A 24,521-nucleotide genomic window follows, 5' to 3' on the forward strand; every position below is an offset into this window, starting at 1 on the left:
CTCACCAGCCCAGCGAGCGGTCGACGGCATCCAGCACCCGGTCGAGGTCGGGGAGGAAGTCCTCCTCGAGCTTCGACGGCGGGTACGGCGTGTCGAACCCCGTCACCCGCAGCACCGGCGCCTCCAGCGAGTAGAAGCACTCCTGCTGCACCCGCGCGGCGATGTCCGAGGACAGCGACGCCTCGCCCGGCGCCTCGCTGACGACCACGAGGTGACCGGTCCGGCGCACCGACTCGAACACCGGCGCCAGGTCCATCGGCGACAGCGTGCGCAGGTCGATCACCTCGAGCTCGGTGCCCTCCTCGGCGGCCGCCGCGGCGGACTCGAGGCAGGTCTTGACCATCGGGCCGTAGGTGACGAGCGTCGCCACCGCTTCGGCGGCCGAGCGCAGCACACGCGAGGAGAACAGCGGCTCCGGCTTCGCGTCGACGTCGAGCTCGCCCTTCTCGTAGTAGCGCCGCTTCGGCTCGAAGAACAGCACCGGGTCGTCGCAGCGGATGGCCTGCTGGATCATCCAGTACGCGTCGACCGCGTTGGAGCACGAGACGACCTTGAGCCCCGCGGTGTGCGCGAAGTACGACTCCGGCGACTCGGAGTGGTGCTCAACGGCGCCGATCCCGCCGCCGAAGGGCACCCGGACGACCATGGGCAGCTTGACCTTGCCCTGGCTGCGGTAGTGCAGCTTCGCCACCTGCGAGACCAGCTGGTCGAACGCCGGGAAGATGAAGCCGTCGAACTGGATCTCACACACCGGGCGGAAGCCGCGGATGGCGAGGCCGACCGCGGTGCCGACGATGCCGGACTCGGCGAGCGGGGTGTCCAGCACGCGGTGCTCCCCGAAGTCCTTCTGCAGCCCGTCGGTGATGCGGAAGACGCCGCCGAGCTTGCCGACGTCCTCGCCCATCACGAGGACCTTCGGGTCGGCCTCCATCGCCGCCCGCAGCCCCAGGTTGAGGCCCTTGCCGAGCGTCACCGTGCGCGTGGCCGACGCGGCGGCGCCGCCGACCTGGTTCATGACCGGAGTAGCCATCAGTGCTCACCTCCCGCGAATCCGGCGGCGTAGTCGAGGAACGCGTCGCGCTGGGCGGCCAGCACGGGGCTGCCGTCCTCGTAGACCTGGGAGAACATCCGCTCCTTGGGCGGGTCGGGCATGTTCACGCAGAAGTCGCGCAGCTCCTCGGCGAGCTGGTCGGCGTCGGCCTGCACCGAGTCGAAGAAGTCCTTGTCGGCGTTCTCGTGCCGGACCAGGTTCACCCGGACCCTCTCGATCGGGTCCTTCAACTTCCACGCCTCGAGCTCGTCGGCGAGCCGGTAGCGGCTCGGGTCGTCGGTCGTGGTGTGCGCGTCCATCCGGTACGTGTAGGCCTCGATGAGCACCGGACCGTTGCCCTGGCGGCATTCCCGGAGCGCCCAGCGGGACACCGCGAGCGAGGCGAGCACGTCGTTGCCGTCGACCCGCACGCCGGGGAAGCCGTAGCCGCGGGCGCGCTGGTAGAGCGGGAGCCGGCTCTGCCGCTCGGTCGGCTCGGAGATCGCCCACTGGTTGTTCTGGCAGAAGAAGACGAGCGGCGCGTCGTACACCGACGCCCACACGAAGCCCTCGTGCACGTCGCCCTGGCTGGTCGCGCCGTCGCCGAAGAAGACCATCGTGGCCTCGTTCTGTTCGTCAGCGTCGTCGCCGCTGTTGCCCACTCTGCCCTCGAACCGTTGCCCCATCGCGTATCCGGCGGCGTTGAGCACCTGGTTGCCGATCACGATGGTGTACAGGTGGAACCGGGTGGCGATCGGGTCCCAGCTGCCGTGGTCGGTGCCACGGAAGATACCGAGCAGCTGGCTCGGGTGCACGCCCCGGCACCACGCGACGCCGTGTTCGCGGTAGCTGGGGAAGACCATGTCGTTCGGTTTGAGCGCCCGGCCGGCACCGACCTGCGCGGCCTCCTGGCCGAGCAGCGGCACCCAGATACCGAGCTGTCCCTGCCGCTGCAAGGCGTTCGCCTCGCGGTCCGCCCGGCGGGTGAGGACCATGTCGCGGTAGAGGTTACGAAGATCCTCGGCGGTGACGTCGGCGACGAAGGGGTCCCATTCGGGGTTCTCGAGCCGTTCGCCCTCGGGCGTGAGGAGCTGCACCAGATCCGGTCCGCCCTCGCTCGTCGCGCGCAATCCCGCGATCACCTGCTCGGCCGAGGGTTTGGCCGCGGTGGCGGCCACCCCGGCCCCCGGCTCCGGGTGCGTCCACTGTTCTGGGGACGACATGCGTTCTCCTTGAATGTCGGCGCCGGGCGCTCGCTTGTGGCGTCGCTACCGGCCGCGCCGACGGCGGCCACCGGCCCGGGTAAGGGGCGGCTGAGCCACTGGCGGCGCTGACGGTTTCGGGCTCCATCCTGGCATGCGTTACCTCGACGCGGTGAGGTCCGAGTGTCGGTGGATGCCCTTCCGTGATGCGCTGAGCTGCGGAAACCGTAGGACAACCGACATTAGGGCGTCAGCGCGAAGCATCTGGATGACGGGCGACCTCCTCGTGACGAGCGGTGAACGCGGCTGTTCAGCGCGGCCGTCGCGAGCCGGTCCTGCCACGGGGTCGCCCCGGCCCCGAGGCCCGTCGCGGCCGTCGCGACGACAACGGCCGAGTGCCGGTGATGTGTGTCACAACCATCCTAGTCCGGCGGGCTCGGTGACCGATCCGCATACGCTGCCCGCCATGGCCGACGACAGCTGGAAGGACGCTCGCGTCCGCCAGGCGGAGGAGGAGTTGGCCGTCGCCGCGCGTACCGCCGACGAGATCATTGCCGACGCGCAGCGCGCCGTCGCCGCACCGGCGCCGCCCACCTCGCCGGACCCGTCGGACGACCGGCCGGACGACCCGGGGTGGCCGATCCTGCACGACGCCTGGTAGCCACCCGCCGGTCACCGGCCGTGGCAGTATCGGCCGGGTGGACAACTCCTTGGTACGCGGCACCGTCGAGCGAGTGTGGGACGACGCGGTCCTGACCAGCCTCGCCGAGTTCGTCACGATCCCCGCGCTCTCGCCGATCTTCGACGCGAACTGGGCGGCCTCCGGGCACCTCGACGCCGCCGTCGAGCACGTCCGGCGCTGGCTGGTCGCGCGGGACATCGAGGGCGCGACCGCGGAAGTCCTGCGGCTGCCCGGGAAGAGCCCGGTGCTGTTGTTCGACGTCCCGCCGGCCGGCGAGGTCGGCGCCGACGCGGGCACCGTGCTGCTGTACGGCCATCTCGACAAGCAGCCTCCGGTCGGCGGTTGGAGCGAGGGGCTCGGCCCGTGGACCCCGGTCCTGCGTGACGGCCGGCTCTACGGCCGGGGCGCGGCCGACGACGGCTACTCGGGCTACGCGGCGACCGCGGCGATCGAGGCCGTGCGCGCGGCCGGCGGTTCGCACACCCGGTGCGTCGTGCTGCTGGAGACGAGTGAGGAGTCCGGCAGCCCCGACCTGCCGGCCTACCTCGAGCGGTACGCGGACCGGCTGGGCGAGGTGTCGCTCGTGGTGTGCCTGGACTCGGGTGGCCAGGACTACGAGCGGCTGTGGCTGACGACGTCGCTGCGCGGGCTCGTGTCGACGACGGTCACGGTGCGGGTGCTGGAGTCGGGCCAGCACTCGGGGATGGCGTCGGGGATCGTGCCGAGCTCGTTCCGGATCATGCGGATGCTGCTGGACCGGGTGGAGGACGCCGCGACGGGCGAGGTGCTGGTGCCCGAGATGCACGGCGAGATCCCGGCGGAGCGACTGGCGGAGATCCGCGACCTGGCCGCGCTCGCGCCCGGCGCGGCGCGCGCGGTGTTTCCGTTGCTGACGGGCATGAGCGCGGTGTCGGACGACGACGTCGAGCTGATGCTGAACAACTCGTGGCGACCGACCCTGTCGGTGATCGGCGGCGCGGGTCTCCCGCTGCCAGCGGAGGCCGGCAACGTGCTGCGCCCGGAGACGACGTTCTCGCTGAGTTTCCGGCTGCCGCCGACGGCCGACCCGAAGGCGGCGCTCGCGGCGCTGGAGAAGACGCTGACCACGGACGTGCCGTACGGCGCGCACGTCGAGCTGTCGCGCTCGGAGGAGGGCCCGGGCTGGAACGCCCCGGTGACGGCTCCGTGGCTGAAGTCCACTTTGGACTCGGTGAGTGAGGCGGTGTTCGGCGGCAACCAGTGGCTGACGATCCGGCTGGGCGGCTCGATCCCGTTCATGGGCACGCTCGCCGAGCACTACCCGCGGGCCCAGTTCGTGGTCATGGGCGCACTGGCGGCGGACAGCAACGCCCACGTCCCGGACGAGTGGTTGAACGTGGCCCAGGCCAAGCGCATCACGGAGGCGGTGGCCCACATCCTGTCCGCCCACGCCCGTTCCTGACCTGTCCACAACCGGCGAAGCTGTCCACAGCCCCACGACGACCAGCCGTTTTGTCAGCGCCCACAAGTAGACTGGCATCGAGGGGTGCCCCGGAGAGGATGGCAGGGCACCGTCAAAGTCGATCATCTATGTGGGAGTGGGCGCGGTCTCGCATTGATCGTGTGAGCGTCGTTGTCACATGATCATGTGAGGTGCCGTGTCCGCTGTGTCATCGTTCCCGTTGCTGTGCTGTCCGATCTGGTGGGTGCTGTTGGTCTGGCGCATGCTGTCGCGGTTACTGCGGGAGCGCGGTCGCTGACCGCGGTCTGGGAATGGGCGGGGAGCTGCCACCGTGGGCGTTACGGGGCGGTGGGTGCCTGGTCCGACCGCGGACAGGGCCGCTGTGTCGCGCCCAGCGAGGCCACGCTGCGCCGGGCGTTGACGCTGGTCGACGCCGACGAGCTGGACACCGCGGTCGCCACGTGGATCACCAGCCGTGTCCGGTGGCGGGACCGGCCAGACGGTGCGCCGAACGCGATCGCGGTGGACGGCACGTCGTTGCGGGGCACGGTTCGGCCGCTCCGGTGGCACCGGAACACACCTGCTGGCCGGCTCGTGCACGGCGGCGGGCTCGTGGCCGGGCAACGGCAGGTGGCCGCAGGCCCAGTGAGATCGCCTGGCTACAGCCCCTGCTGGACCCGCTGGATCCGCACCAGGTTGGTCGTCACCGCCGACGCCCCGCACACCACCGCCGACCACGCCGGCTACCTGACCAGCCGCGTCCGCACCGGACAAGCACCCCGCACCATGGCCACCCCGCGCAAACCCGCCATCAGCGCCTGCGCCACACCGGCCACACCAACCCCACCCAAGCCCTCCGAACCATGAGCCGAGACATCACCCGACCACTCACCCTGCTCGGAATCCACCCACAACCAGCAACCAAACAGACATTGACGGCGCCCTGGGAGAGGGTTGGGGCCTGCGTAGTCGGGTTCTGCACGCGCGCGGGGGTGTTGAGGCACGGTTCTGGCTCGGGGTCAGGGGCGTTTGCTGGTTGCCGTTATTCGGTCGCGCGGGCGCGTACGATGTGATCATGCGCGCCTGGTTTCGATGGTGAACTGACCTAGCACCCCGCTTCCCGGCGACGTTGGTGGCGTCGCTGCTGCTCGTCGGTTTCGCCGACGAGACGGTGGCGTTCCTGCCCTACGGAGCCGTCGAGTCGATCCGTGCGGACGTCGGCATCAGCTACGTCCAGGCAGGTTTCCTGCTCGCGCTCTACCCGGGCATCGGCCTGCTCGCCACCCCGCTCGGCGTGATCGTCGACTACGTCAGCCGCCGGGTGATGGCGGCGGTCGGCGGGATCGGGTACGGCATCGGCCTCTGGCTGTTCGCGGTCGCCGGCAACTTCACGTCCCTCTTCGTCGCCGTCGTCGTGATGGGTCTCATCGGCGACATGCTCGTGCGGGCCGTCGAGGTGGCGCTGGTCGACGTCGCCGGTGACAAGCTCGAGCCCGCGCTCGCCCGGTCGAACCTGCTCGGCGCGGTCGGCGACCTCGTCGGTCCGCTGCTGCTCGCCGCGTCGCTCGCGTTCGGGTTCGGCTGGCGGGGTGCGTTCTGGGTGGCCGGCGCGATGATGATCGCGTACGGCGTCGTCCTCGCCACCCAGCCACTGCCGCGCCCCCACGGCGCCGACGGTGCCGACGGTGAGGAACGCCGGGCGTGGCGGGGCTTCCTCGACGTGGCCCGGGACCGCCGGGTGCTCGTGGCGGGCCTGCTGGTCGCGGTGCTCGTGGCGTTCGACGAGACGTTCGTCGGCTTCGCGGTCGCGTTCCTCACCACCGACCGCGGCCTGAGCCCGGCCGTCGCCACGCTCGCCGCGGGTGCCGGCATGGCGGGAGGGATCGTCGCGGCGGCGTGGGCTAGCCGCGCCAACCGCCGGCGGATCGGCCTGCGCCCCTGCGCGCTGCTGCTGCTCGCGGGCGTGCTGCTGCTCCTGCTCGTGCCGAACGTCGTCGCTGCCGCGCTGGGCACGGCGGCCGTCGGCGCGGCGGTGAACCTCGCGTGGATCATCCTGCAGGCCGGCTACCTGACCCTGCGCCCCGGCCAGGCGGGCACGACGTCCGCGGTCGCGGATGCGGTGAGCAACGTCGGCGTGCTGACCCCGCTCGCGATCGGCCTGGTCACCGACCATCACGGCCTCACCATGGCGATGGCACTGTACGTGCTGGTCGCCGTCGTGTTCGTCGCCTCGACCTGGCGGCGGGGGCGGGGCGGACCGGACATGGTGACCCGTCCGTAACCTGCCGATGCTGTGCCCCGCGCGTCCCAAATGGCAGGATTCGCTGGGCTCAGACCGTAAGGCCGAGGGAGTGACGAAGTGTCCCGACGAACCCGACTGTCCGTCCTCATCGCGCTGTGCGCCGCGAGCTTGCTCGTCGCCGGGTGTGGCGCGACCACCGAGAGGCCGCAGGGCCAGGACGACGGCGGCGACGGTGGCGCCGCCGAGTGCACCCCGGGCGAGGTGTCAGACGTGCCCGTGCCCGAGCCGCTCGTGGTCGACGTGCCCGCGGACGACGCTCTCGCGAACATGGTGCCCGCCAAGGTCAAGTCCGACGGCAAGCTGACCATCGCGACCGACGCGTCCTACCCGCCCAACGAGTTCACCCTCGAGGGCTCCGACGACATCATCGGCATGGATGTCGACCTGGGCAACGCCATCGGCAAGGCGCTCGGCGTCGAGGCCGAGTTCGTCAACGCCTCATTCGACGGCATCCTCGCCGGTCTGCAGGCCGGCCGCTACGAGCTCGCCATGTCGTCGTTCACCGACACCAAGGAGCGCGAGCAGATCGTCGACTTCGTCACCTACTTCGAGGCCGGCACGTCGACCATGGTCCGCAAGTGCAACCCGAAGGGCATCGAGACCCTCGAGGACCTGTGTGGCAAGACGGTCGGTGCCCAGAACGGGACGATCCAGCTCGACCAGCTGACCAAGGCCGAGGCCGAGGGCTCCCTGGTGAAGACGTGCACCGACGCGGGCAAGGATCCCGTGAAGGGACAGGGTTTCCCGAAGCAGACCGACGTCAACGCGGCGCTGCAGGCCAACCGGATCGACGCCTACCTCGCCGACACCCCCGTCGTGAACTACGCGGTGAAGACCACCGGCAACGCGTTCGAGAAGGTCGGCGAGGACGCCGACACCGCGCCGTACGGCATCGCGATCCCGAAGACGGCCGGCACCATGAAGGACGCCGTGCAGGGCGCCGTGCAGCAGCTCATGAGCGACGGCAACTACCAGAAGATCCTCGACAACTGGGGACTCACCGGCGGGATCGAGGAAGCCAAGATCAACGGCGCGATCTACTGAGTCATGACCGACGGTCCTGATAGGACGACCGAGACCGGGCCGGACACCGAGGCGACCGAGGCCCCGGCTGAGAGCCGGACGCCGCCGGAGAAGATCGTCGCGGTGCCGGTCCGCCACCCCGGGAGATGGGTGGCGGCCGGCGTCCTGCTCGTGCTCGCGGCCATGCTGGTCAACAGCCTGCTCACCAACCCGGCGTGGCGCTGGGACGTGGTGTGGCATTTCATGTTCAACACCCGTGTGCTCGGCGGGCTGTTGCTCACCATCGAACTGACCGCGCTCGCCATGGTCATCGGCATCGTGCTGGGCATCATCATCGCGGTGATGCGGCTGTCGACGAACCCGATCGTCTCGATGATCGCCTGGCTCTACGCCTGGTTCTTCCGCGGTACACCGGTGCTGGTGCAGGTGATCTTCTGGTCGTTCATCGCGATCCTGTACCCGGTCATCTCGCTGGGCATCCCGTTCGGGCCTGAGTTCGTCTTCTTCGACGCGAACCTGCTGATCCCGATCTTCGTCGGCGCGGTGCTCGGCTTCGGGCTCAACGAGGCCGCGTACATGTCCGAGATCGTCCGCGCCGGCATCCTGTCGGTCGACGCGGGGCAGACCGAGGCGGCCGAGGCGCTCGGCATGACGCGGCTGAAGATCCTGCGCCGTATCGTGCTGCCGCAGGCGATGCGGGTGATCATCCCGCCGACCAGCAACGAGACCATCTCGATGCTCAAGACCACCTCGATCGCCAGCGTCATCGCGGCCGGTGACCTGTTCACCGAGGTGCAGCTGATCTACGGCGGGAACCTGCAGCAGATCCCGCTGCTGGTGGTGGCGAGCATCTGGTACCTGGTGCTGACCTCGCTGCTGTCGGTCGCGCAGTACTTCATCGAACGCCGGTACTCCCGCGGCACCGTCCCTGTCCGGGAGGGCGGCTTCTTCGGGTTCGGCCGGCCGAAAGCTGGGATGGCATGACCGCGACCGACACCGTCACGCCCATGGTCGCGTCCGAGGGCGTGCACAAGTACTTCGGCCGGCTCGAGGTGCTCAAGGGCATCGATCTGCAGGTCATGCCCGGCGAGGTGATGTGCGTGATCGGCCCGTCCGGGTCGGGCAAGTCCACGTTCCTGCGCTGTATCAACCACCTCGAGAAGATCACCGCCGGCAAGCTCTGGGTCGACGGCGAGCTCGTCGGCTACCGGCAGAAGGGCGACAAGCTCCACGAGCTGCGCGACCGCGAGGTGGCCGCGAAGCGGCGCGAGATCGGCATGGTCTTCCAGCGGTTCAACCTGTTCCCGCACATGACCGCGTGCGAGAACGTGATGGAGGCACCGATCCAGGTCCGTGGCCAGACCCGGTCGGCGGCCCGGGAGCGGGCGACGGCGCTGTTGGAGCGGGTCGGCCTGGCGGAGAAGGCCAAGGCCTACCCGCGCGAGCTCTCCGGCGGACAGCAGCAGCGGGTGGCGATCGCCCGGGCGCTCGCCATGGACCCCAAGCTGATGCTCTTCGACGAGCCCACCTCGGCGCTCGACCCCGAGCTCGTCGGCGAGGTGCTCGCCGTCATGCGCGGGCTCGCCGAGGACGGCATGACCATGATCGTGGTGACCCACGAGGTGGGCTTCGCCCGCGAGGTCGGCGACACGTTGGTGTTCATGGACGACGGCGTGATCGTCGAGCAGGGTCACCCGCGGGAGGTGCTGGCCAACCCGCGACACGAGCGCACGAAGTCCTTCCTGGGCAAGGTTCTGATCTAGGGACCCTCCCGGACCGGCCGCGAGAGCATGGACACAGCGCGCGGCCGACACGGAACCGTGTGTGACATGATCCGTCCGATCGGGCGGACCTTTCTCGTGCATGGGGGCAAATTCGATGACCGAGGATGACCGGTCCGGCCGATGGCTGGACCCCTTCGAGTCGCGGCCACCCGCCTGGGCGATCGCGCGCGCGGAGGACATCGTCCGGCAGATCTTCGACTTCGAGCCGGGCACCAGCGGGCTGATCCGGCGTCGGGCCACCACGCCGCCGGTGCTGCGGTTCACCGACAGCCACATCGTCGGCGTGCTCGACCTGCGCGCGGTGGAGTTCCCGCACTTGTTGGAGTTCGTCCGCTGCCGCTTCGACTCGCCGCCCGACCTTCGGCAGACCAAGCTCAACGGCTGCGAGTTCTACGAGTGCTGGCTTCCCGGCCTGGACGCGCACAACCTCTACAGCGACAACGACGTGCGGCTCATCGGCGGCACGCGGGTCAGTGGCCCGCTCGACTTCACCGACGCGGAGATCTCGGGCTCGCTCGAGCTCACCGACTCCCGACTGGACAACGAGGGCGGCTACGCGTTGCACGCCGACCGCCTGCAGCTCGACGGCGCGCTGCTCGCGGCGAACATCGAGGTCAACGGTCAGCTGCGGATCCCGGGCGTGCGTACCGGCGGCAACGTGAACCTGGCCGGCGCCACGCTGTACAACCCCGACGAGTTCGCCCTGGACGGCAACGGCCTGCACGTCGGCGGGAACCTGCAGTGCGTGCCGAGCCAGAAGCGCCCGTTCACCTCGACCGGCTGGCTCTACCTGCCGAGCGCGCGGATCGAGAGCGACTTCTCCCTGCGGGGCGCGACGTTGACGCCCGCCACCGAGAACTCCTCCAGCGACGGCGGTCACGAACGGTTCTTCGACCCGCGCGTCGCACTGATCGCCGACCGTTTCCAGGTGTCCGGCAACGTCGACCTCGACCGCGGGTTCACCTCGACCGGCACCATCCGCATGGTCAACGCGCGCGTCGGAGGCTCGATGCGGCTCACCGGCGCGACGATCGACATGTCCGAAGGCGCCGAGCCGTTCGCCGAGCTGACCGGCAAGCCCGCGCCCGGCCCCTACCCCTACCGCGCGCTGCACCTGGACGGCTCGCAGGTCGACGGCGGCATCGACGGGCGGAACGCGCGGATCGCCGGCCAGATCCGGCTCGTGGACGTGTCCGCGCGGGGCAGCGTCATCCTCGACGGCGCCGTGCTGTGCAACCGCAACGGCGACGTCGTCGAGGGCCGGCGGTTCTCCACGGGCGGCAACCTCGACGCGCGCGGCCTGACCGTGCTCGGCTCGGTGCTGCTGCCCGAGGCCACCATCGGCGCGAACGTCGACCTGCGGGCCAGCCGGTTCGTCGACCCCGGCCGGTACCGGCGGGACCGCTCGCGCAAGCCGTCGGTCGACCTGAGGTCCGCGCAGATCGGCCGGGACCTGGTGTGTGCCGTCGGGGAACGGGAGAACCAGGCGTTCTCCGCGCACGGCGAGATCCGCATCCGGCGCGCGGAGGTCGGCCGGCAGACCAACTTCCAGGGCGCCGAGGTCGGCTCGAACCTGGACGGCACGGCGATCAACGCGTTCGGCCTGATCACCCAGGAGCTGCGGCTGGACGTGGCCGTGGCGCCACGTGGCAAGGTCAACCTGCGGCACGCGCGGTGCGCCTCGCTGCTCGACAACGACACGTTCTGGGACGCCACCGGCCACATCGAGCTCGACGACTTCCGCTACGACGCGCTCGCGGTCCCCATCGAGCTGGACGACGACCCGCAGATCGTGCGGCGCCTTCGCCTGCTGCGCAAGGCGATGGGGGGCAGCTACCGGCCGGGCCCCTACGACCAGTTCGCCGCGATGCTGCGTGCCAGCGGGAACGAGGAGCACGCGTCGACGGTGCTGATTGCCAAGCAGCGGTGGCGGTACCACTCGCTCGCCGAGGGCTACCGCGTGCTCGGCCCGGCGGTGCGGACCTGGAGCTGGCTGCAGCGGTACGTCGTGGGCTACGGCTACAAGCCGATGCGGGCGCTGCTGTCGCTCGCGCTGCTGCTCGTCCTGGGCGCGATCTGGTTCGCGACGCAGCCGGCGCCGACGGTGGTGAACGCGGACGACCACCTGGCGTGGAACCCGTACCTGTTCACCATCGACCAGCTGGTGCCGATCGTGGACTTCGGCTTCAAGAACCGCTGGCAGGTCCACGGGGCGTCGCAGTGGGTCACCGCCGGCCTGATCGCCTCGGGCTGGATCCTCGCGACGACCGTGGCCGCCGGGTTGGCCCGGATGCTGCGCCGGTCCAGCTAGCGCGGGTTCGTCCCGGCGCACTTCGCCCGCCGCCGCCACGAGTGGTTCGACCGGGTGCCGCAGCCGAACACGGCTGCGATGGCTCGAGGACCCCCGACCAATTCCGCCACTCGCACCCCGAAGTAGTCCACAACCCACCACCACCCCCACTGACCAGCCTGTTTCCTCGGTAGACTGGCGTGGTGGGGTGGCCCCCGGAGAGGGTGGGGGCCGCCATCCACGGGGCGACGGCTCACGAGGGGACGCCCACCACACCGACGGCCGGGTCAGGACTGTGGCAGGTCCTCGGCCTCGACGACCTGGCGCACCTCGACCTCGACCTCGTCGAACAGCTCGGCGTAGCGTCGCGCGAACTCGACGGCCTCGGCCCGGTCCTTGGCGTTGATCAGCGCGAAGCCACCGATGACCTCCTTGGCCTCGGTGAACGGGCCGTCGGTCACGGTGGTCGCCGACCTGCGGCCCTTGCGCACGAGCGAGCCTTTCACCGACGGGAAGACGCCTTCGGCCGTGATCAGGATGTCCTTGTCGATCGCGTCCTGGATGAACGCGCCCATCTTCTCGATGAACTCCTGGCTGGGGTTCCATGCCTCCGGCTGGCGCTCGTCGAGCCGGTGCATCATCAGAAACCGCATCTCTGCTCCCTTGTCGTCTCGGGTCGGGTCCGGCCGGTCCTGGACGGGACGACCGGCCGTCACCCCCGCGTCGAACGACGGCACACCGTTTCGACACCTTTCCGCATCAGCGTCCTCGGTGGCCGCGCATGCCGTCACAATCGCAACGCACCTGCTCATTCCGGCCGATAGGACCTGCGCACGCGCGCGAGTGGCTGGTTGGATGTCCTCGGCTTCATCCGAACCCTGCCGAGGAGTGGCCGATGATTGCGACGCCGAGCCGTGGCCGAGGTTCACCCCGGCCTGGTTCCGGCCGATCGGACGCCTCGGTACCAGCGTTCGCGACCTGGTCGAGGCCAACCGGCGCAACCTCGAGCGAACGCCGCCACCCTTCGCGGCCGCCGCCGCGGGGAGAGCCTGACACGTCGCAGCGTGCGGGAGAGCGGCGGTTAACATGCGTCGGTGCCAGAACTCAAACTCGAGATTCAGATGCTGCACGACCGGGTCCTGGTGCGGCTGACTCCCGAGGAGGGGGAACGGCGGAGCAGCGGTGGCATCGTCATCCCCGCTACGGCGCAGATGGCGAGGCGACTGGCGTGGGGCGACGTGCTCGGCGCCGGCACGAACGTGCGGAATGTCAAGGTTGGCGACCGGGTGCTGTTCAACCCGGACGACCAGTTCGAGGTCGAGGTCAAGGGGCAGACCTACCTGGTGATCCGCGAGCGCGACCTGCACGCGATCGCCAGTGAGCGGACAGAGCACGGCACAGGCTTGTATCTGTAAGGGGAAGGGCGACCCGTGGACTACCAGTGGCCGCAGTCGCACGCGGACCAGACTGACGTGTTCCGGCCCGCGCCGCCACCGCCCGGGCTCGCGCCGGCGACGCCCGGTCCGGCGCCGGCGACCGGTGAGGAGCCGACCGTCAAGATCAAGCGGCCCAGGGGCGAGGGCAGACCCGGGCTGCGCAGAGCCGGGATCATCACCGGCGCGGTGTTCGGTGCGCTGGTGGTGTTGTACGCCGCCGACCTGATCATCTCCGGCGGCGACGTGCCGCGCGGGGTCACCGTCACGGGTGTGGACGTCGGCGGCCAGTCGCGCGAGGAGGCCGAGCAGACGCTCCGCGCGGCGATCGAGCCCCGGATGACCGAGCCGGTCGACGTCCGGGTCGCCGACGTGGAGGAGCGGGTCGACCCGGTCAAGGCCGGCCTGACCATCGACTGGCAGGGCACCCTCGACCGCGCGGGCGACCAGCCGATGAACCCGTTCACGCGGCTCGCCTCGTTCTTCACCACCAGCGAGGTCGGCGTCGTCACCACGACCGACAACGCCGCGCTCACCGCGGCCGTGGAGGTTCTGCGCGAGAAGACCGACCGCGAGCCGTCCGAGGGCGGCATCAAGTTCGAGGGCGTCACGCCGATCGCCATCGAACCCAAGCAGGGCATCAAGCTCGACGCGCCCGGCGCACGCGACGCGCTCGTGGCCGAGTGGGCGACCGGCGACACCGTCGAGCTGCCGGCCGCCACCACGCCGGTGAAGACGACGGCCGACGCCGTGCGGCGGGCCATCGACGAGATCGCGGAGCCGGCCGTGTCCGGCCCGGTCGTCGTGCACGGCGAGGGCAAGGACGCCGAGCTCGAGCCACCGGCCATCGCGAAGGCGCTGTCGTTCGAGCCGGACGGCAAGGGCGGGCTGACCCCGAGGGTCGACCAGAAGAAGGTCGTCGGCGCGGTGGGGCCGCAGCTCAAGTCGACCGAGGTCGTGGGCAAGGACGCGCAGGTCGTGTTCAGCGGCGGGTCGCCGGCCATCGAGCCGTCGGTGGAGGGCAAGGGCGTGGACTGGAAGAAGAGCCTGACGCCGCTGCTGGACGTGCTGAGGCAGACCGAGGACCGCGAGATCACCGCCAGCTACAAGGCCATGCCGGCGAAGGTCACCACCGAGGACGCGAACCAGCTGGGCATCAAGGAGGTCATCGGCGAGTTCGCCACCAGCGGCTTCGCCTCCGACTCCGGCGTCAACATCCGTACCGTGGCCGCGGAGGTAAACGGCGCGATCGTCAAGCCGGGCGACACCTTCAGCCTCAACGGCCACACCGGCCCCCGGACCGCCGCGCAGGGCTACATCGAGGCCGGCGTGATCCAGGACGGCGCGCCGAGCCGCGAGGTCGGCGGCGGCATCTCGCAGTTCGCGACCACGCTGTACAACGCCGCGTACTTCGCCGCGATGACCGACGCGGGCCACCAGGAGCACAGCTACTACATCAGCCGCTACCCCGCCGCACGCGAGGCGACGGTGTTCCAGAACCACGACGGCAGCAGCGTGATCGACCTGAAGTTCACCAACGACTCGTCGACCGGCGTCGCCATCCAGACTGTCTGGACGCCCGAGTCGATCACGGTCAAGATCTGGGGCACCAAGCAATACCAGGTCCAGTCCGTCACCGGCGGGCGCAGCGACTTCACCAACCCCCCGACCAAGCAGGGCCCCGCCGAGGACTGTAACGCGAGCGAGGGCGCCCAGGGCTTCACGACGAGCGACACGCGGATCATCAAGGACGTCAAGACGGGCGCGGAGGTCGACCGCCAGACCCGCACGGTCAGCTACAACCCGCAGCCCAAGATCGTCTGTTCGAAGAAACCGCCCAGGTAACGCGTGAGGGCCCCCAGCGCGATGCCGGGGGCCCTCAGGTCGCGTCAGATCAGGTTTTCGTGCGGGACCGGCCGTAGAGTGACGCCGCGAGGACCACGGCCACGGCCGCCACGACCACCTGGAAGACGTGCCGGATCCAGTCGATGCCCGCGGTGTCGCGGACTCCGAACACGGACGCCAGCCAGTTGCCCACCAGTGCGCCGACGATGCCGGCGAGGATGGTCAACCAGAACGGGATCTTCTGGGCACCGGGGGCGACGAGCCGCCCCAGGATGCCCAGCACGATCCCCGCGATGAGCAGGCCGATTATTGAGCCGACAGACCACATGGGTGCTCCTCAGCAGATCGAGTGGTCTCCAACAGATACCACCGATCGGCCGCGGCTACACGTTGTGGTCAGAACGCGGCCTCGTCGAGTTCCATCAGCGAGTTGTCGGCCGACTCGACGATCTTGCGGCGAGCGGACAGCTCCGGCAGCACGGTTCGCGCGAAGAACGACGCGGCGCCCAGCTTGCCCTCGTAGAACGCCTTGTCCCGGCCCGACGCGCCCGCGTCCAGTGCGGCGATCGCCACCTCGGCCTGCCGCTGCAGCAGCCAGCCGACCAGCAGGTCGCCGGTGGACATGAGCAGCCGCACGGTGTGCTGGCCGACCTTGTAGACGCTCTTCGGGTCGTTCCGCGAGTCGGTCAGGAAGCCGATCATCGCGCCGAGCATGCCCTGCACGTCCTCGAGGGCCTGCTTGAGCAGCGCGCGCTCCTCCTTGAGCCGGCCGTTGCCGCTCTCCGCCTCGATGAACGTCGAGATCTCGCCGGCCAGGTGGGTCAGCGCCGCGCCCTTGTCCCGGACGATCTTGCGGAAGAAGAAGTCGAGCGACTGGATCGCCGTGGTGCCCTCGTACAGGGAGTCGATCTTGGAGTCGCGAATGTACTGCTCGATCGGGTAGTCCTGCAGGAAGCCCGAGCCACCCAGCGTTTGCAGCGACTGCGCCAGCTGCTCGTAGGCCCGCTCGGAGCCGACCCCCTTGACGATCGGCAGCAGCAGGTCGTTGAGGCGCGCGGCCACGTCGCGCGACGCGTCGTCGCCCTCGCCGGTCCACGCCTGATCCTGCAGCGACGCCGTGTATAGGTACACCGCGCGCAGGCCCTCGGCGTAGCACTTCTGCAGCATCAGGCTGCGGCGCACGTCCGGGTGGCGGGTGATCGCGACCCGCGGCGCGGTCTTGTCGAGCATCTGCGTGAGGTCGGCGCCCTGCACGCGGTCCTTGGCGTAGTTCAGCGCGTTCAGGTAGCCGGTGGACAGCGTGGCGATCGCCTTGGTGCCGACCATCATCCGGGCGTACTCGATGATCTGGAACATCTGCGCGATGCCGTCGTGCACCTCGCCGACGAGCCAGCCCTTGGCCGGGACGCCGTTCTGGCCGAAGGAGAGCTCGCAGGTGGTGGAGACCTTGATGCCCATCTTGTGCTCGACGCCGGTGACGAAGGCGCCGTTGCGCTCGCCCAGCTCACCGGTCCGCGGGTCGAAGCGGAACTTGGGCACGACGAACATCGACAGGCCCTTGGTGCCCGGACCGTGGCCCTCCGGCCGGGCCAGCACCATGTGCACGATGTTCTCGGACAGGTCGTGCTCCGCGGACGTGATGAACCGCTTGACGCCCTCGATGTGCCAGGAGCCGTCGTCCTGCTTGATCGCCTTGGTGCGGCCGGCGCCGACGTCCGAGCCCGCGTCGGGCTCGGTCAGCACCATCGTGGCGCCCCAGCCCTTCTCGATCATGAGCCGGCTCCAGCCCTGCTGCTCCTCGGTGCCGTTGTGGTACAGCACCTGCGCCATGCTCGGGCCGGACAGGTACATGAACAGCGCCGGGTTCGAGCCGAGGATCAGCTCCGAGGCGGCCCACTGCACCGACGGCGGCAGCCCGAAGCCGCCCAGGTCGTTGGTGAGCCCGAGCCGCCACCACTCGCCGTCCCACAGCTGCCGGAAGGACTTGCGGAACGCCTCGGGGATGCGCACCGAGTGGGTCTTGGGGTCGAACACGGGCGGGTTGCGGTCGCCCGCGACGAAGGACTCCGCGAGAGGGCCGGTGGCCAAGTTGTCGAGCTCGCCCAGCACGCCGCGGACCGTGTCCTCGTCAGCCTCGGCCAGCACGCCCTTGCCCAGCCGGTCCTGGACGTTGAGCACCTCGAAGAGGTTGAACTCCAGGTCCCGGACGTTGCTCTGGTAGTGGCCCATGGTCGTGGCTCCCCGTTCTTCCTGTGGTCCCCTACTCGGCGGTAACATCCAGAGTATTACCTGCCGGTAGCGCCGGCAAGGAAAGTTCTGGAACCCGGTTCGATGAACCGAGTTCATTGGACCGCGCCGGGCGGGCGCGCGAGATCAGTCGCGAGTGGGCCTCGACTCCGGGACGGAGTCGTCCACGACCAGCACACCGGACCGGAAGGCGATGGCGACCGCGTGCGTGCGGTCCCGCGAGGAGAGCTTGCGCAGGATGCTCTTCACGTGGGTGCGCACGGTCTCGACGGAGACGTACAGGACATCCGCGATCGCCTGGTTCTCCAACCCGTCCGCGATCAGCTGCAGGACCTGGTGCTCGCGCTTGGACAGGGGCTGGCGGGGCGGCTGCCGGACGCGGGGAGTGGGCGTGCTGAGCGTGGGAGCGAGCGCGGGGTCGAGGTAGCGGCCCTCGGTGTGGACGGACTGGATCGCGCGGAGGAGCTCCGCGGGCTGGGCGGCGCGGCGGATGACCCCGGCCACCCCGGCGGCGACCGCGCCGGCGAGGTACTGGTTGGTGCGGCGGGCGTCGTCGATCAGCAGAAGGACCCGGATGTCCCGGCTGAGGGCGGACAGGGTGTGGGCGAGCTGCCCCCGCGGGTCGAGCGCGGCGTCGACGAGGATGACGTCGGGACGCAGCCGCTGGCACAGTCTCAGGCCGACGCCGGCGGCCTCCGCCGAGCCGACGAAGCGCAGCCCGGTGGTGCGGTTGACGAGAGAGGTCAGACCCTCCCGGACGAGCGGGGTGCCGTCGATGAGCGCGACGCCGATCGTGCCGGTCGCGTGCGCGGGTGGTTGCTGCGTACTCACGGGCATCCCGTCCTCCTGACGTGTCTCAACTCAGGAACGAGGAGGCAGGCGGCGTGTGACGCCGTTCATGAAGGAGATTTGCACCCGAACCGGGATAGCGAACCCTTAGCACTTTGCGGGATCGGCCAGCTACTCTTGGTGGCACTGTGGAATCCGAGCTCGAGCGCAACGCCCAAGAATGGTTCAGGTTCATGGTGGACACCAACCTGGCCCCGGGTCTGCGCGCGCTCGGGTTCTTCGGGGTCGGCCGCCGGTTCCGGATCGAGAGCAACCGGCACTGGGGCGAGGTCGTCGTCGAGCAGACGCGCTCCTTCACCGCGCGAGCGGTCCGCTTCACTGTCCATGTTGGAGTGATCTCCCGCGACGAGTGGGCCCAGCAGCTGCGTGTGCGCCCGTACTACCCCGCCAGTAAGCCGGCACCCGTCCAGACCGGCGCCGCCGGCTGGCAGGCCCCGATCGGCGAGCTCGTGACGGTCGCCGGCCACCCGATCGGCGAGCTGTGGTGGGAGCTCGAGGTGGGCCGGCCGTTCGACTCGCTGGCCCGTGAGGTGCTGACCGCGGTGCGGGAGTTCGCGCTGCCGGCCATGCGCGACCGCATGGCCTGAGACGTCGTTCGAGGTCGAGCAGGGACCTGTTCGCCGAGCCGTGAAACGAGGCGTCCCCGGACGCCCATCGCAGCATGGGTCCACAGTAGACATGCCGTGACCGGGGGCTCCGGTGGTCTTATGGCGCCTCCGGCGATTGTGGCGATCGCTGTGGTCGCGGAGGGCCGGCGCAACATGATGATGAGCCCCGTGCCGGGAAGGGCGCCCTTCCTGGCGGTCCCTGATACGTGTGGTGTGACCGCTGCCTTGGTCCTTCGCCTCGCTGTGACGGAGCGAGTGCAGCCTCAGATCCGGTGAACATGGCCCGCCAGCTCCCGCCGTTCCCGGGCGGTGCGCAGCTGCTGGCCAAGTTCTGCCGTGAGCTGGCCCGCGAGGCCGCCAGTTGACCGACGACATCGACCCAACCGGTACGGCTCGCTCGGCCGGCCCTCGGCACCTGCTACGTGAGGGGGAGCAACCGGTGATGCCCGACGCCATCACGCACACGCTGACGACGCCTCGCGCCCGTCAAGCGTACGTCTGTCCGAGCCGGGTGCGAGTGGCACTGGCGTGAACGCTCGCGATCCTCTCTCGATGGGTCCACGCGCGTCGTGCTACGTGAGGTCAGAGCGGATGACCGTTGCCATCTTGGATCCTGCGAGAGTTGTCCCCAAGCACGGGCCTTGAAGCCGCCTGGCAACAGGGAATGACCGTGAATGCGCGGGGGTGTGGACCGCCTTCCCACGATTGCTTGGATGTTGCTGGAGCCAACGACCGATCGTGAAATGACGGAAGCCCCAGGTCCACAGTGGACATGCTGTGAACTGGGGCTTCTTGCCTCAGAGCGGATGACGGGAATCGAACCCGCGTTCTCAGCTTGGGAAGCTGATGTTCTACCATTGAACTACATCCGCGCGGCCCGCGAGGCGGGCCAGGCTGAGGATACACGGCTGCCTGGTTAGGGTGAGCGGGTGTTGTTGAGCGATCGGGATCTACGCAAGGAGCTGGAGTCCGGGCGACTCGGGCTCGACCCGTTCGACGTGGCCATGCTCCAGCCGTCCAGCATCGACATCCGGCTCGACCGGTTCTTCCGGGTCTTCAACAACACGCGGTACACCCACATCGACCCCAGCCGGCAGCAGGACGACCTCACCTCGCTCGTCGAGGCTGACGACGACGGGCCGTTCGTCCTGCATCCCGGGGAGTTCGTGCTCGGGTCGACCTTCGAGACCGTGAGCCTCCCCGACGACCTCGCCGGCCGGCTCGAGGGCAAGTCCAGCCTCGGGCGTCTCGGGCTGCTCACCCACTCCACCGCGGGCTTCATCGACCCGGGCTTCGGCGGGCACATCACCCTCGAGCTGTCGAACGTCGCCAACCTGCCGATCACCCTCTGGCCCGGCATGAAGATCGGCCAGCTCTGCCTCTTCCGACTCTCCAGCGCCGCCGAGAACCCCTACGGCTCGACCGCCGCCGGCTCCCGCTACCAGGGTCAGCGCGGCCCGACGCCCTCGCGCGCGTACCTCAACTTCCACCGCGTGGACACGCGGCGCTGAGCCGGCGCTCGCCCGCCACCGGCGTCAGGACCGCGCCGGCCAGCGGGAACGCCGCGGCGATCAGCAGGGCCGCCGGATAGCCGAGCACCGTGATCAACGCGCCGAACACCGGCGCGGTCGACATCGCGACGATGTTCTGTGCCGTGTTCTGCACGCCCAGCGCCCGGCCCGCCCAGAACGGTCCGGCCAGCTCCGCCGTCGCCGTGAAGCCCAGGCCGTTGTCGGTCACCGTCACGACCAGCGCCGCCACCAGCGCGGCCACCGACAGCCACGAGGACCCGCCGAGCCCCCACAGCACCATGGTCAGCATCGCCAGCACGGCCACCACCCGCATCGGCCCCATCCGGTTGCCGACCCGGTCCGACCACACACCCGCCGCGATCCGCCCGCCCGCTCCGACGATCTGCATCACCGCCACCAGCTGCCCCGCCTGCACCGGGCTCCAGCCGTGCTCGGACACCAGGAACGTCACGGCGAACGTCAACGCCACGAACTGCGGAGCGACCAGCAGCGCGCTCGCCGTGTGCACCCGCACGAGGGTCGGCGCCGGCTCGTCGCGGTAGGGCGAGGCGGTCGACGATGCCGAGGGCGCGGGCCGTGGTGGGTCGACCACCGCGAGCAGCACCAGCGCCGCGGCCACCAGGCACAGCACCGCCGGCAGCGCGACCGCCGCCGCGAAGCCCCACCGCTGCGCGATCGCCGGCAGGGTCGCCGCCGCGATGCCGACGCCGATCGGTTGCGCGGTCTGCCGGATACCCATCGCCAGCCCGCGTTCCGACGCCCCGAACCAGCCCAGCACGACCCGCCCGCTCGCCGCGTTCACCGACGCCGCGCACATCCCGGCCACGAACACCCCCGCGCCGAACCACGCCAGACCCGGCAGCGTGAGACTCACCAGCACCAGCACGCCGGTCGCCGCCAGCCCGGCCGCCATCACGTTCCGCTCGCCGTGGCGGTCGGCGGCCGCGCCCCACGCGATCAGCGCCAGCAGCAGTCCGAGCAGCGGCGCCGACACCAGCACGCCCGCCTCGGGCAGCGAGAGCCCCGCGCCGCGTTGCAGCTCGGGGATCAGGAACGGCAGCCCGGACAGGAAGCTCGACGCGGACGCCTGCGCGGCGATCCCCACGGCGAGGATGAACCACCGTCTGCTCATGACCGCACGCTAGCCAATTGCTTCTATATCTTGGGAACACATTCCCGCATTCTGGATGGGTAGGGCGGGCCCCAGGGTCGATTCGGGGGCGTCCCTGATGTCGCGTCGCTCACTTGCGCCATAGCGTCGAGCAGACGCAGCTTTACTGAGCGGAGGGGCGCCGACATGGGCATAGGACGGGCTACGGTGGCGGTCGCGATCGGCGTCGCCGGTGTGGGTGTGCTGGCCGGGTGCGGCTGGGGCATCGCGACCTCCTCGTACACCGACGACAAGGGGATCGACGCGGCCTTCACGAGCGTGCGGTTCGCCAACGACTCGGGCGACATGACCATCCGGGCCGGGGACGAGGCCAGCGTGCACCGCACGGTCCACCACGGCGGCGACAAGCCCGGCGGGGACACCTTCCGGGTCCGGGACGGGGTTCTGGAGCTGGACTCGTGCGGCGAGCCCCAATGCTGGATCGACTACGAGGTCACCGTGCCGGCCGGCACGACCGTGTCCGGCCAGCTCGACTCGGGCACCACCACCGTCTCCGGGGTGGCCGAGGTCAACGTGCGGGCGAGCTCCGGCGAGGTGACGGTCGAGGACGTGGCGGGCGCGGTCAACATCGAGGCCGAGTCCGGGTCGGTGAACCTGTCCGACATCGGCGGCGCGGTCGTCGCGAAGGCCGAGTCGGGCAACGTGCACGCCGATGACGTGCGCGGCGACGTCACGCTGCAGGCGTCCTCCGGCAACGTCGGGGTGGAGCTCGCGGCCGCGCGGGACGTGCGGGTGAAGGCCGAGTCGGGCAACGTCGAGGTGGCCGTTCCGGACGGTGCCTACCAGGTCACGGCTGACACGGACAGCGGCGACGTCGAGAGCGACGTGACCGACGACGCGGCCGGCGACCACCACCTCGACCTGCACACCGACAGCGGGAACATCACGGTCACGCGAGCCTGAGCCGCGGCCGGGAACCTTCGGCACGGTTCCCGCGTTGAGGCAGGCAGGAAGGTTGAGCGGGCACGGCTCAAGTCTGGTTTGACGCCTGATCGGATTCGTCGGCAGACTTGAGCGCGTAGTACTCAACCCACACAGGAGAAGCACAGCAGGAGGGAATCCAATGGCGCGAGCGGTCGGAATCGACCTGGGGACGACCAACTCCGTCGTCGCCGTCCTCGAGGGCGGTGAGCCGACGGTGATCGCCAACTCCGAGGGTTCGCGGACCACCCCGTCGATCGTGGCCTTCGCAAAGAACGGCGAGGTCCTGGTAGGCCAGCCGGCGAAGAACCAGGCGGTCACCAACGTCGATCGCACGGTTCGGTCGGTCAAGCGGCACATGGGCACCGACTGGAAGACCGAGGTCGACGGCAAGACCTACTCCGCCCAGGAGATCAGCGCGCGCGTGCTGATGAAGCTGAAGCGCGACGCGGAGTCCTACCTCGGCGAGCCGATCACCGACGCGGTGATCACCGTGCCGGCGTACTTCGAGGACGCCCAGCGGCAGGCCACCAAGGAGGCCGGGCAGATCGCCGGCCTGAACGTGCTGCGGATCGTGAACGAGCCGACCGCCGCCGCGCTGGCGTACGGCCTGGACAAGGGCGAGAAGGAGCAGACCATCCTGGTCTTCGACCTCGGTGGCGGCACCTTCGACGTGTCGCTGCTGGAGATCGGCGAGGGCGTCGTCGAGGTCCGCGCGACCTCCGGTGACAACCACCTCGGCGGCGACGACTGGGACCAGCGCATCGTCGACTGGCTGGTGGACAAGTTCAAGCAGTCCGCGGGCATCGACCTGAACAAGGACAAGATGGCGCTGCAGCGCATCCGCGAGGCGGCGGAGAAGGCCAAGATCGAGCTGTCCAGCTCGAACAGCGCCAACATCAACCTGCCGTACATCACCGTGGATGCGGACAAGAACCCGCTGTTCCTCGACGAGACGCTGTCCCGCGCGGAGTTCCAGCGGATCACCACCGACCTACTGGACCGCACCCGGTCACCGTTCAACAACGTGATCAAGGACGCCGGCGTCAAGGTCGGCGACATCGACCACGTGGTCATGGTCGGCGGCTCGACCCGCATGCCCGCGGTCACCGAGCTGGTCAAGGAGCTGACCGGCGGCAAGGAGCCGAACAAGGGCGTCAACCCGGACGAGGTCGTCGCGGTCGGCGCGACCCTGCAGGCCGGCGTGCTGCGCGGCGACGTCAAGGACGTGCTGCTGCTGGACGTCACCCCGCTCTCGCTCGGCATCGAGACCAAGGGCGGCGTGTTCACCAAGCTCATCGAGCGGAACACGACCATCCCGACGAAGCGCTCGGAGATCTTCTCCACGGCGGACGACGGCCAGACCACTGTCGGCATCCAGGTCTTCCAGGGTGAGCGAGAGATCGCGGTGCACAACAAGAAGCTGGGCACCTTCGACCTCACCGGCATCCCGCCGGCACCTCGGGGCGTCCCGCAGATCGAGGTCACCTTCGACATCGACGCGAACGGCATCGTGCACGTCAACGCGAAGGACCTCGGCACCGGCAAGGAGCAGTCGATGACGATCACCGGCGGCTCGGCGCTGCCGAAGGACGACATCGACCGGATGATCAAGGACGCCGAGGCGCACGCCGAGGAGGACCAGAAGCGTCGCGAGGAGGCCGAGGTCCGCAACCAGGCCGAGACGCTCGTCTACCAGACGGAGAAGTTCGTCAAGGACAACGACGACAAGATCCCGTCCGAGGTCAAGGACAAGGTCAACGTCGCGATCAAGGACGCGCAGGAGGCGCTGAAGGGCACCGACACCGCGGCTGTCAAGACTGCGATGGAGAAGCTCGCGACCGAGTCGCAGGCCATGGGCTCGGCCATGTACGCCCAGTCCGGCGCGCAGGCGCAGGGTGGCGGTGACGCGGGTCCCGGCGCGGAGACGCCGGGCGGCGAGCAGGCCACCCCGGGTGCCGAGGACGTGGTGGACGCAGAGATCGTCGACGAGGACAAGAAGTGAGTTCGGAGCACCGAACCGACGACAACTCCGGAGAGGAGCCGCGAGTCGTGGTGCGCGACCGCCGTCGCATCGACCCGGAGACGGGCGAGGTCCGACAGGCGCCGGAGACCGAGGACGCCGCGCTGCCGGAGACGGCCGACCCCGAGGGGTCGGCCG

The 24,521-nt window shown here is 69.8% G+C and carries 21 protein-coding genes and 1 tRNA gene; 14 read left to right on the plus strand and 8 right to left on the minus strand.

Annotated features, from left to right (window positions below; translation table 11 throughout):
* Position 1: 1 nt before the first annotated feature.
* Positions 2-1,030: an alpha-ketoacid dehydrogenase subunit beta gene (locus ACRDTB_RS13140; RefSeq protein ID WP_431430439.1), complete on the minus strand. Its 1,029-nt coding sequence runs from the start codon at positions 1,028-1,030 to the stop codon at positions 2-4.
* The gene (pdhA, locus tag ACRDTB_RS13145) at positions 1,030-2,253 is read right to left on the minus strand and encodes a pyruvate dehydrogenase (acetyl-transferring) E1 component subunit alpha (protein ID WP_431430440.1); all 1,224 of its coding nucleotides are present in this window, start codon (positions 2,251-2,253) and stop codon (positions 1,030-1,032) included. The genes ACRDTB_RS13140 and pdhA overlap by 1 nt, the downstream gene beginning before the upstream one ends.
* A gap of 445 nt (positions 2,254-2,698) precedes the next feature.
* Here pdhA and ACRDTB_RS13150 point away from each other — a divergent pair, with 445 nt between their 5' ends.
* From ACRDTB_RS13150 to ACRDTB_RS13185, 8 genes are all read left to right on the plus strand, one after another.
* Positions 2,699-2,893 carry a hypothetical protein gene (locus ACRDTB_RS13150; RefSeq protein ID WP_431430442.1) on the plus strand — a complete coding sequence of 65 codons (195 nt, stop codon included), beginning with the start codon at positions 2,699-2,701 and terminating at the stop codon, positions 2,891-2,893.
* 28 nt (positions 2,894-2,921) lie between these two features.
* Positions 2,922-4,355, plus strand: a complete 1,434-nt coding sequence (locus tag ACRDTB_RS13155; RefSeq protein ID WP_431430464.1) for a M20/M25/M40 family metallo-hydrolase — start codon at positions 2,922-2,924, stop codon at positions 4,353-4,355.
* Between the two features lie 348 nt (positions 4,356-4,703).
* The gene (locus ACRDTB_RS13160) at positions 4,704-5,222 is read left to right on the plus strand and encodes a hypothetical protein (RefSeq protein ID WP_431430443.1); all 519 of its coding nucleotides are present in this window, start codon (positions 4,704-4,706) and stop codon (positions 5,220-5,222) included.
* A 265-nt stretch (positions 5,223-5,487) separates the two neighbouring features.
* Entirely contained in the window at positions 5,488-6,636 is a 1,149-nt protein-coding gene (locus tag ACRDTB_RS13165) for an MFS transporter (RefSeq protein WP_431430444.1), read from the plus strand.
* Between the two features lie 78 nt (positions 6,637-6,714).
* The gene (locus ACRDTB_RS13170) at positions 6,715-7,701 is read left to right on the plus strand and encodes an ABC transporter substrate-binding protein (RefSeq protein ID WP_431430446.1); all 987 of its coding nucleotides are present in this window, start codon (positions 6,715-6,717) and stop codon (positions 7,699-7,701) included.
* Positions 7,702-7,704: 3 nt separating this feature from the next.
* Entirely contained in the window at positions 7,705-8,664 is a 960-nt protein-coding gene (locus ACRDTB_RS13175) for an amino acid ABC transporter permease (RefSeq protein WP_431430447.1), read from the plus strand.
* Positions 8,661-9,443 carry an amino acid ABC transporter ATP-binding protein gene (locus tag ACRDTB_RS13180; RefSeq protein WP_431430448.1) on the plus strand — a complete coding sequence of 261 codons (783 nt, stop codon included), beginning with the start codon at positions 8,661-8,663 and terminating at the stop codon, positions 9,441-9,443. Before ACRDTB_RS13175 ends, ACRDTB_RS13180 begins: the two co-directional genes overlap by 4 nt.
* A gap of 115 nt (positions 9,444-9,558) precedes the next feature.
* Positions 9,559-11,775, plus strand: coding sequence for a hypothetical protein (locus tag ACRDTB_RS13185; RefSeq protein ID WP_431430450.1), 2,217 nt, complete (start codon positions 9,559-9,561; stop codon positions 11,773-11,775).
* Positions 11,776-12,041: 266 nt separating this feature from the next.
* Here the strand turns inward: ACRDTB_RS13185 and ACRDTB_RS13190 are convergent, their stop codons facing one another.
* On the minus strand, positions 12,042-12,407 hold the full coding sequence (locus tag ACRDTB_RS13190; RefSeq protein WP_431430451.1) for a YciI family protein: 366 nt from the start codon (positions 12,405-12,407) through the stop codon (positions 12,042-12,044).
* A gap of 468 nt (positions 12,408-12,875) precedes the next feature.
* Here ACRDTB_RS13190 and ACRDTB_RS13195 point away from each other — a divergent pair, with 468 nt between their 5' ends.
* Together ACRDTB_RS13195 and ACRDTB_RS13200 are read left to right on the plus strand one after the other, a co-directional pair.
* Positions 12,876-13,169, plus strand: a complete 294-nt coding sequence (locus tag ACRDTB_RS13195) for a GroES family chaperonin (protein WP_431430465.1) — start codon at positions 12,876-12,878, stop codon at positions 13,167-13,169.
* A 15-nt stretch (positions 13,170-13,184) separates the two neighbouring features.
* A complete protein-coding gene (locus tag ACRDTB_RS13200; RefSeq protein WP_431430453.1) occupies positions 13,185-15,032 on the plus strand; it encodes a VanW family protein in 1,848 nt (615 codons plus the stop codon).
* Positions 15,033-15,081: 49 nt separating this feature from the next.
* Here ACRDTB_RS13200 and ACRDTB_RS13205 read toward each other — a convergent pair whose 3' ends face one another.
* The 3 genes from ACRDTB_RS13205 to ACRDTB_RS13215 form a co-directional block, all read right to left on the minus strand.
* Positions 15,082-15,360, minus strand: a complete 279-nt coding sequence (locus tag ACRDTB_RS13205) for a GlsB/YeaQ/YmgE family stress response membrane protein (protein ID WP_431430454.1) — start codon at positions 15,358-15,360, stop codon at positions 15,082-15,084.
* Positions 15,361-15,428: 68 nt separating this feature from the next.
* Positions 15,429-17,261, minus strand: a complete 1,833-nt coding sequence (locus tag ACRDTB_RS13210; RefSeq protein WP_431430455.1) for an acyl-CoA dehydrogenase — start codon at positions 17,259-17,261, stop codon at positions 15,429-15,431.
* A 144-nt stretch (positions 17,262-17,405) separates the two neighbouring features.
* Positions 17,406-18,116 carry a response regulator transcription factor gene (locus ACRDTB_RS13215; RefSeq protein WP_431430456.1) on the minus strand — a complete coding sequence of 237 codons (711 nt, stop codon included), beginning with the start codon at positions 18,114-18,116 and terminating at the stop codon, positions 17,406-17,408.
* Between the two features lie 140 nt (positions 18,117-18,256).
* On the opposite strand from ACRDTB_RS13215, the gene ACRDTB_RS13220 reads away from it, so the two are divergent.
* On the plus strand, positions 18,257-18,715 hold the full coding sequence (locus ACRDTB_RS13220; RefSeq protein ID WP_431430458.1) for a DUF4304 domain-containing protein: 459 nt from the start codon (positions 18,257-18,259) through the stop codon (positions 18,713-18,715).
* Positions 18,716-19,537: 822 nt separating this feature from the next.
* On the opposite strand, the gene ACRDTB_RS13225 is transcribed toward ACRDTB_RS13220, so the two are convergent.
* Positions 19,538-19,608, minus strand: a tRNA-Gly gene (locus ACRDTB_RS13225).
* A 57-nt stretch (positions 19,609-19,665) separates the two neighbouring features.
* Here ACRDTB_RS13225 and dcd point away from each other — a divergent pair.
* Positions 19,666-20,247 carry a dCTP deaminase gene (gene dcd / locus ACRDTB_RS13230; protein WP_431430459.1) on the plus strand — a complete coding sequence of 194 codons (582 nt, stop codon included), beginning with the start codon at positions 19,666-19,668 and terminating at the stop codon, positions 20,245-20,247.
* On the opposite strand, the gene ACRDTB_RS13235 is transcribed toward dcd, so the two are convergent.
* Positions 20,216-21,400, minus strand: coding sequence for an MFS transporter (locus ACRDTB_RS13235; RefSeq protein WP_431430460.1), 1,185 nt, complete (start codon positions 21,398-21,400; stop codon positions 20,216-20,218). The genes dcd and ACRDTB_RS13235 overlap by 32 nt on opposite strands.
* A gap of 186 nt (positions 21,401-21,586) precedes the next feature.
* Between ACRDTB_RS13235 and ACRDTB_RS13240 the strand changes: the two genes are divergently transcribed.
* Both ACRDTB_RS13240 and dnaK read left to right on the plus strand, forming a co-directional pair.
* Positions 21,587-22,342, plus strand: coding sequence for a DUF4097 family beta strand repeat-containing protein (locus tag ACRDTB_RS13240; protein WP_431430461.1), 756 nt, complete (start codon positions 21,587-21,589; stop codon positions 22,340-22,342).
* A 160-nt stretch (positions 22,343-22,502) separates the two neighbouring features.
* A complete protein-coding gene (gene dnaK / locus ACRDTB_RS13245; protein WP_431430462.1) occupies positions 22,503-24,365 on the plus strand; it encodes a molecular chaperone DnaK in 1,863 nt (620 codons plus the stop codon).
* Positions 24,366-24,521: the final 156 nt, after the last annotated feature.

It is taken from the genome of Actinophytocola sp. (assembly GCF_050699935.1).
Classification (GTDB): Bacteria; Actinomycetota; Actinomycetes; order Mycobacteriales; family Pseudonocardiaceae; genus Actinophytocola.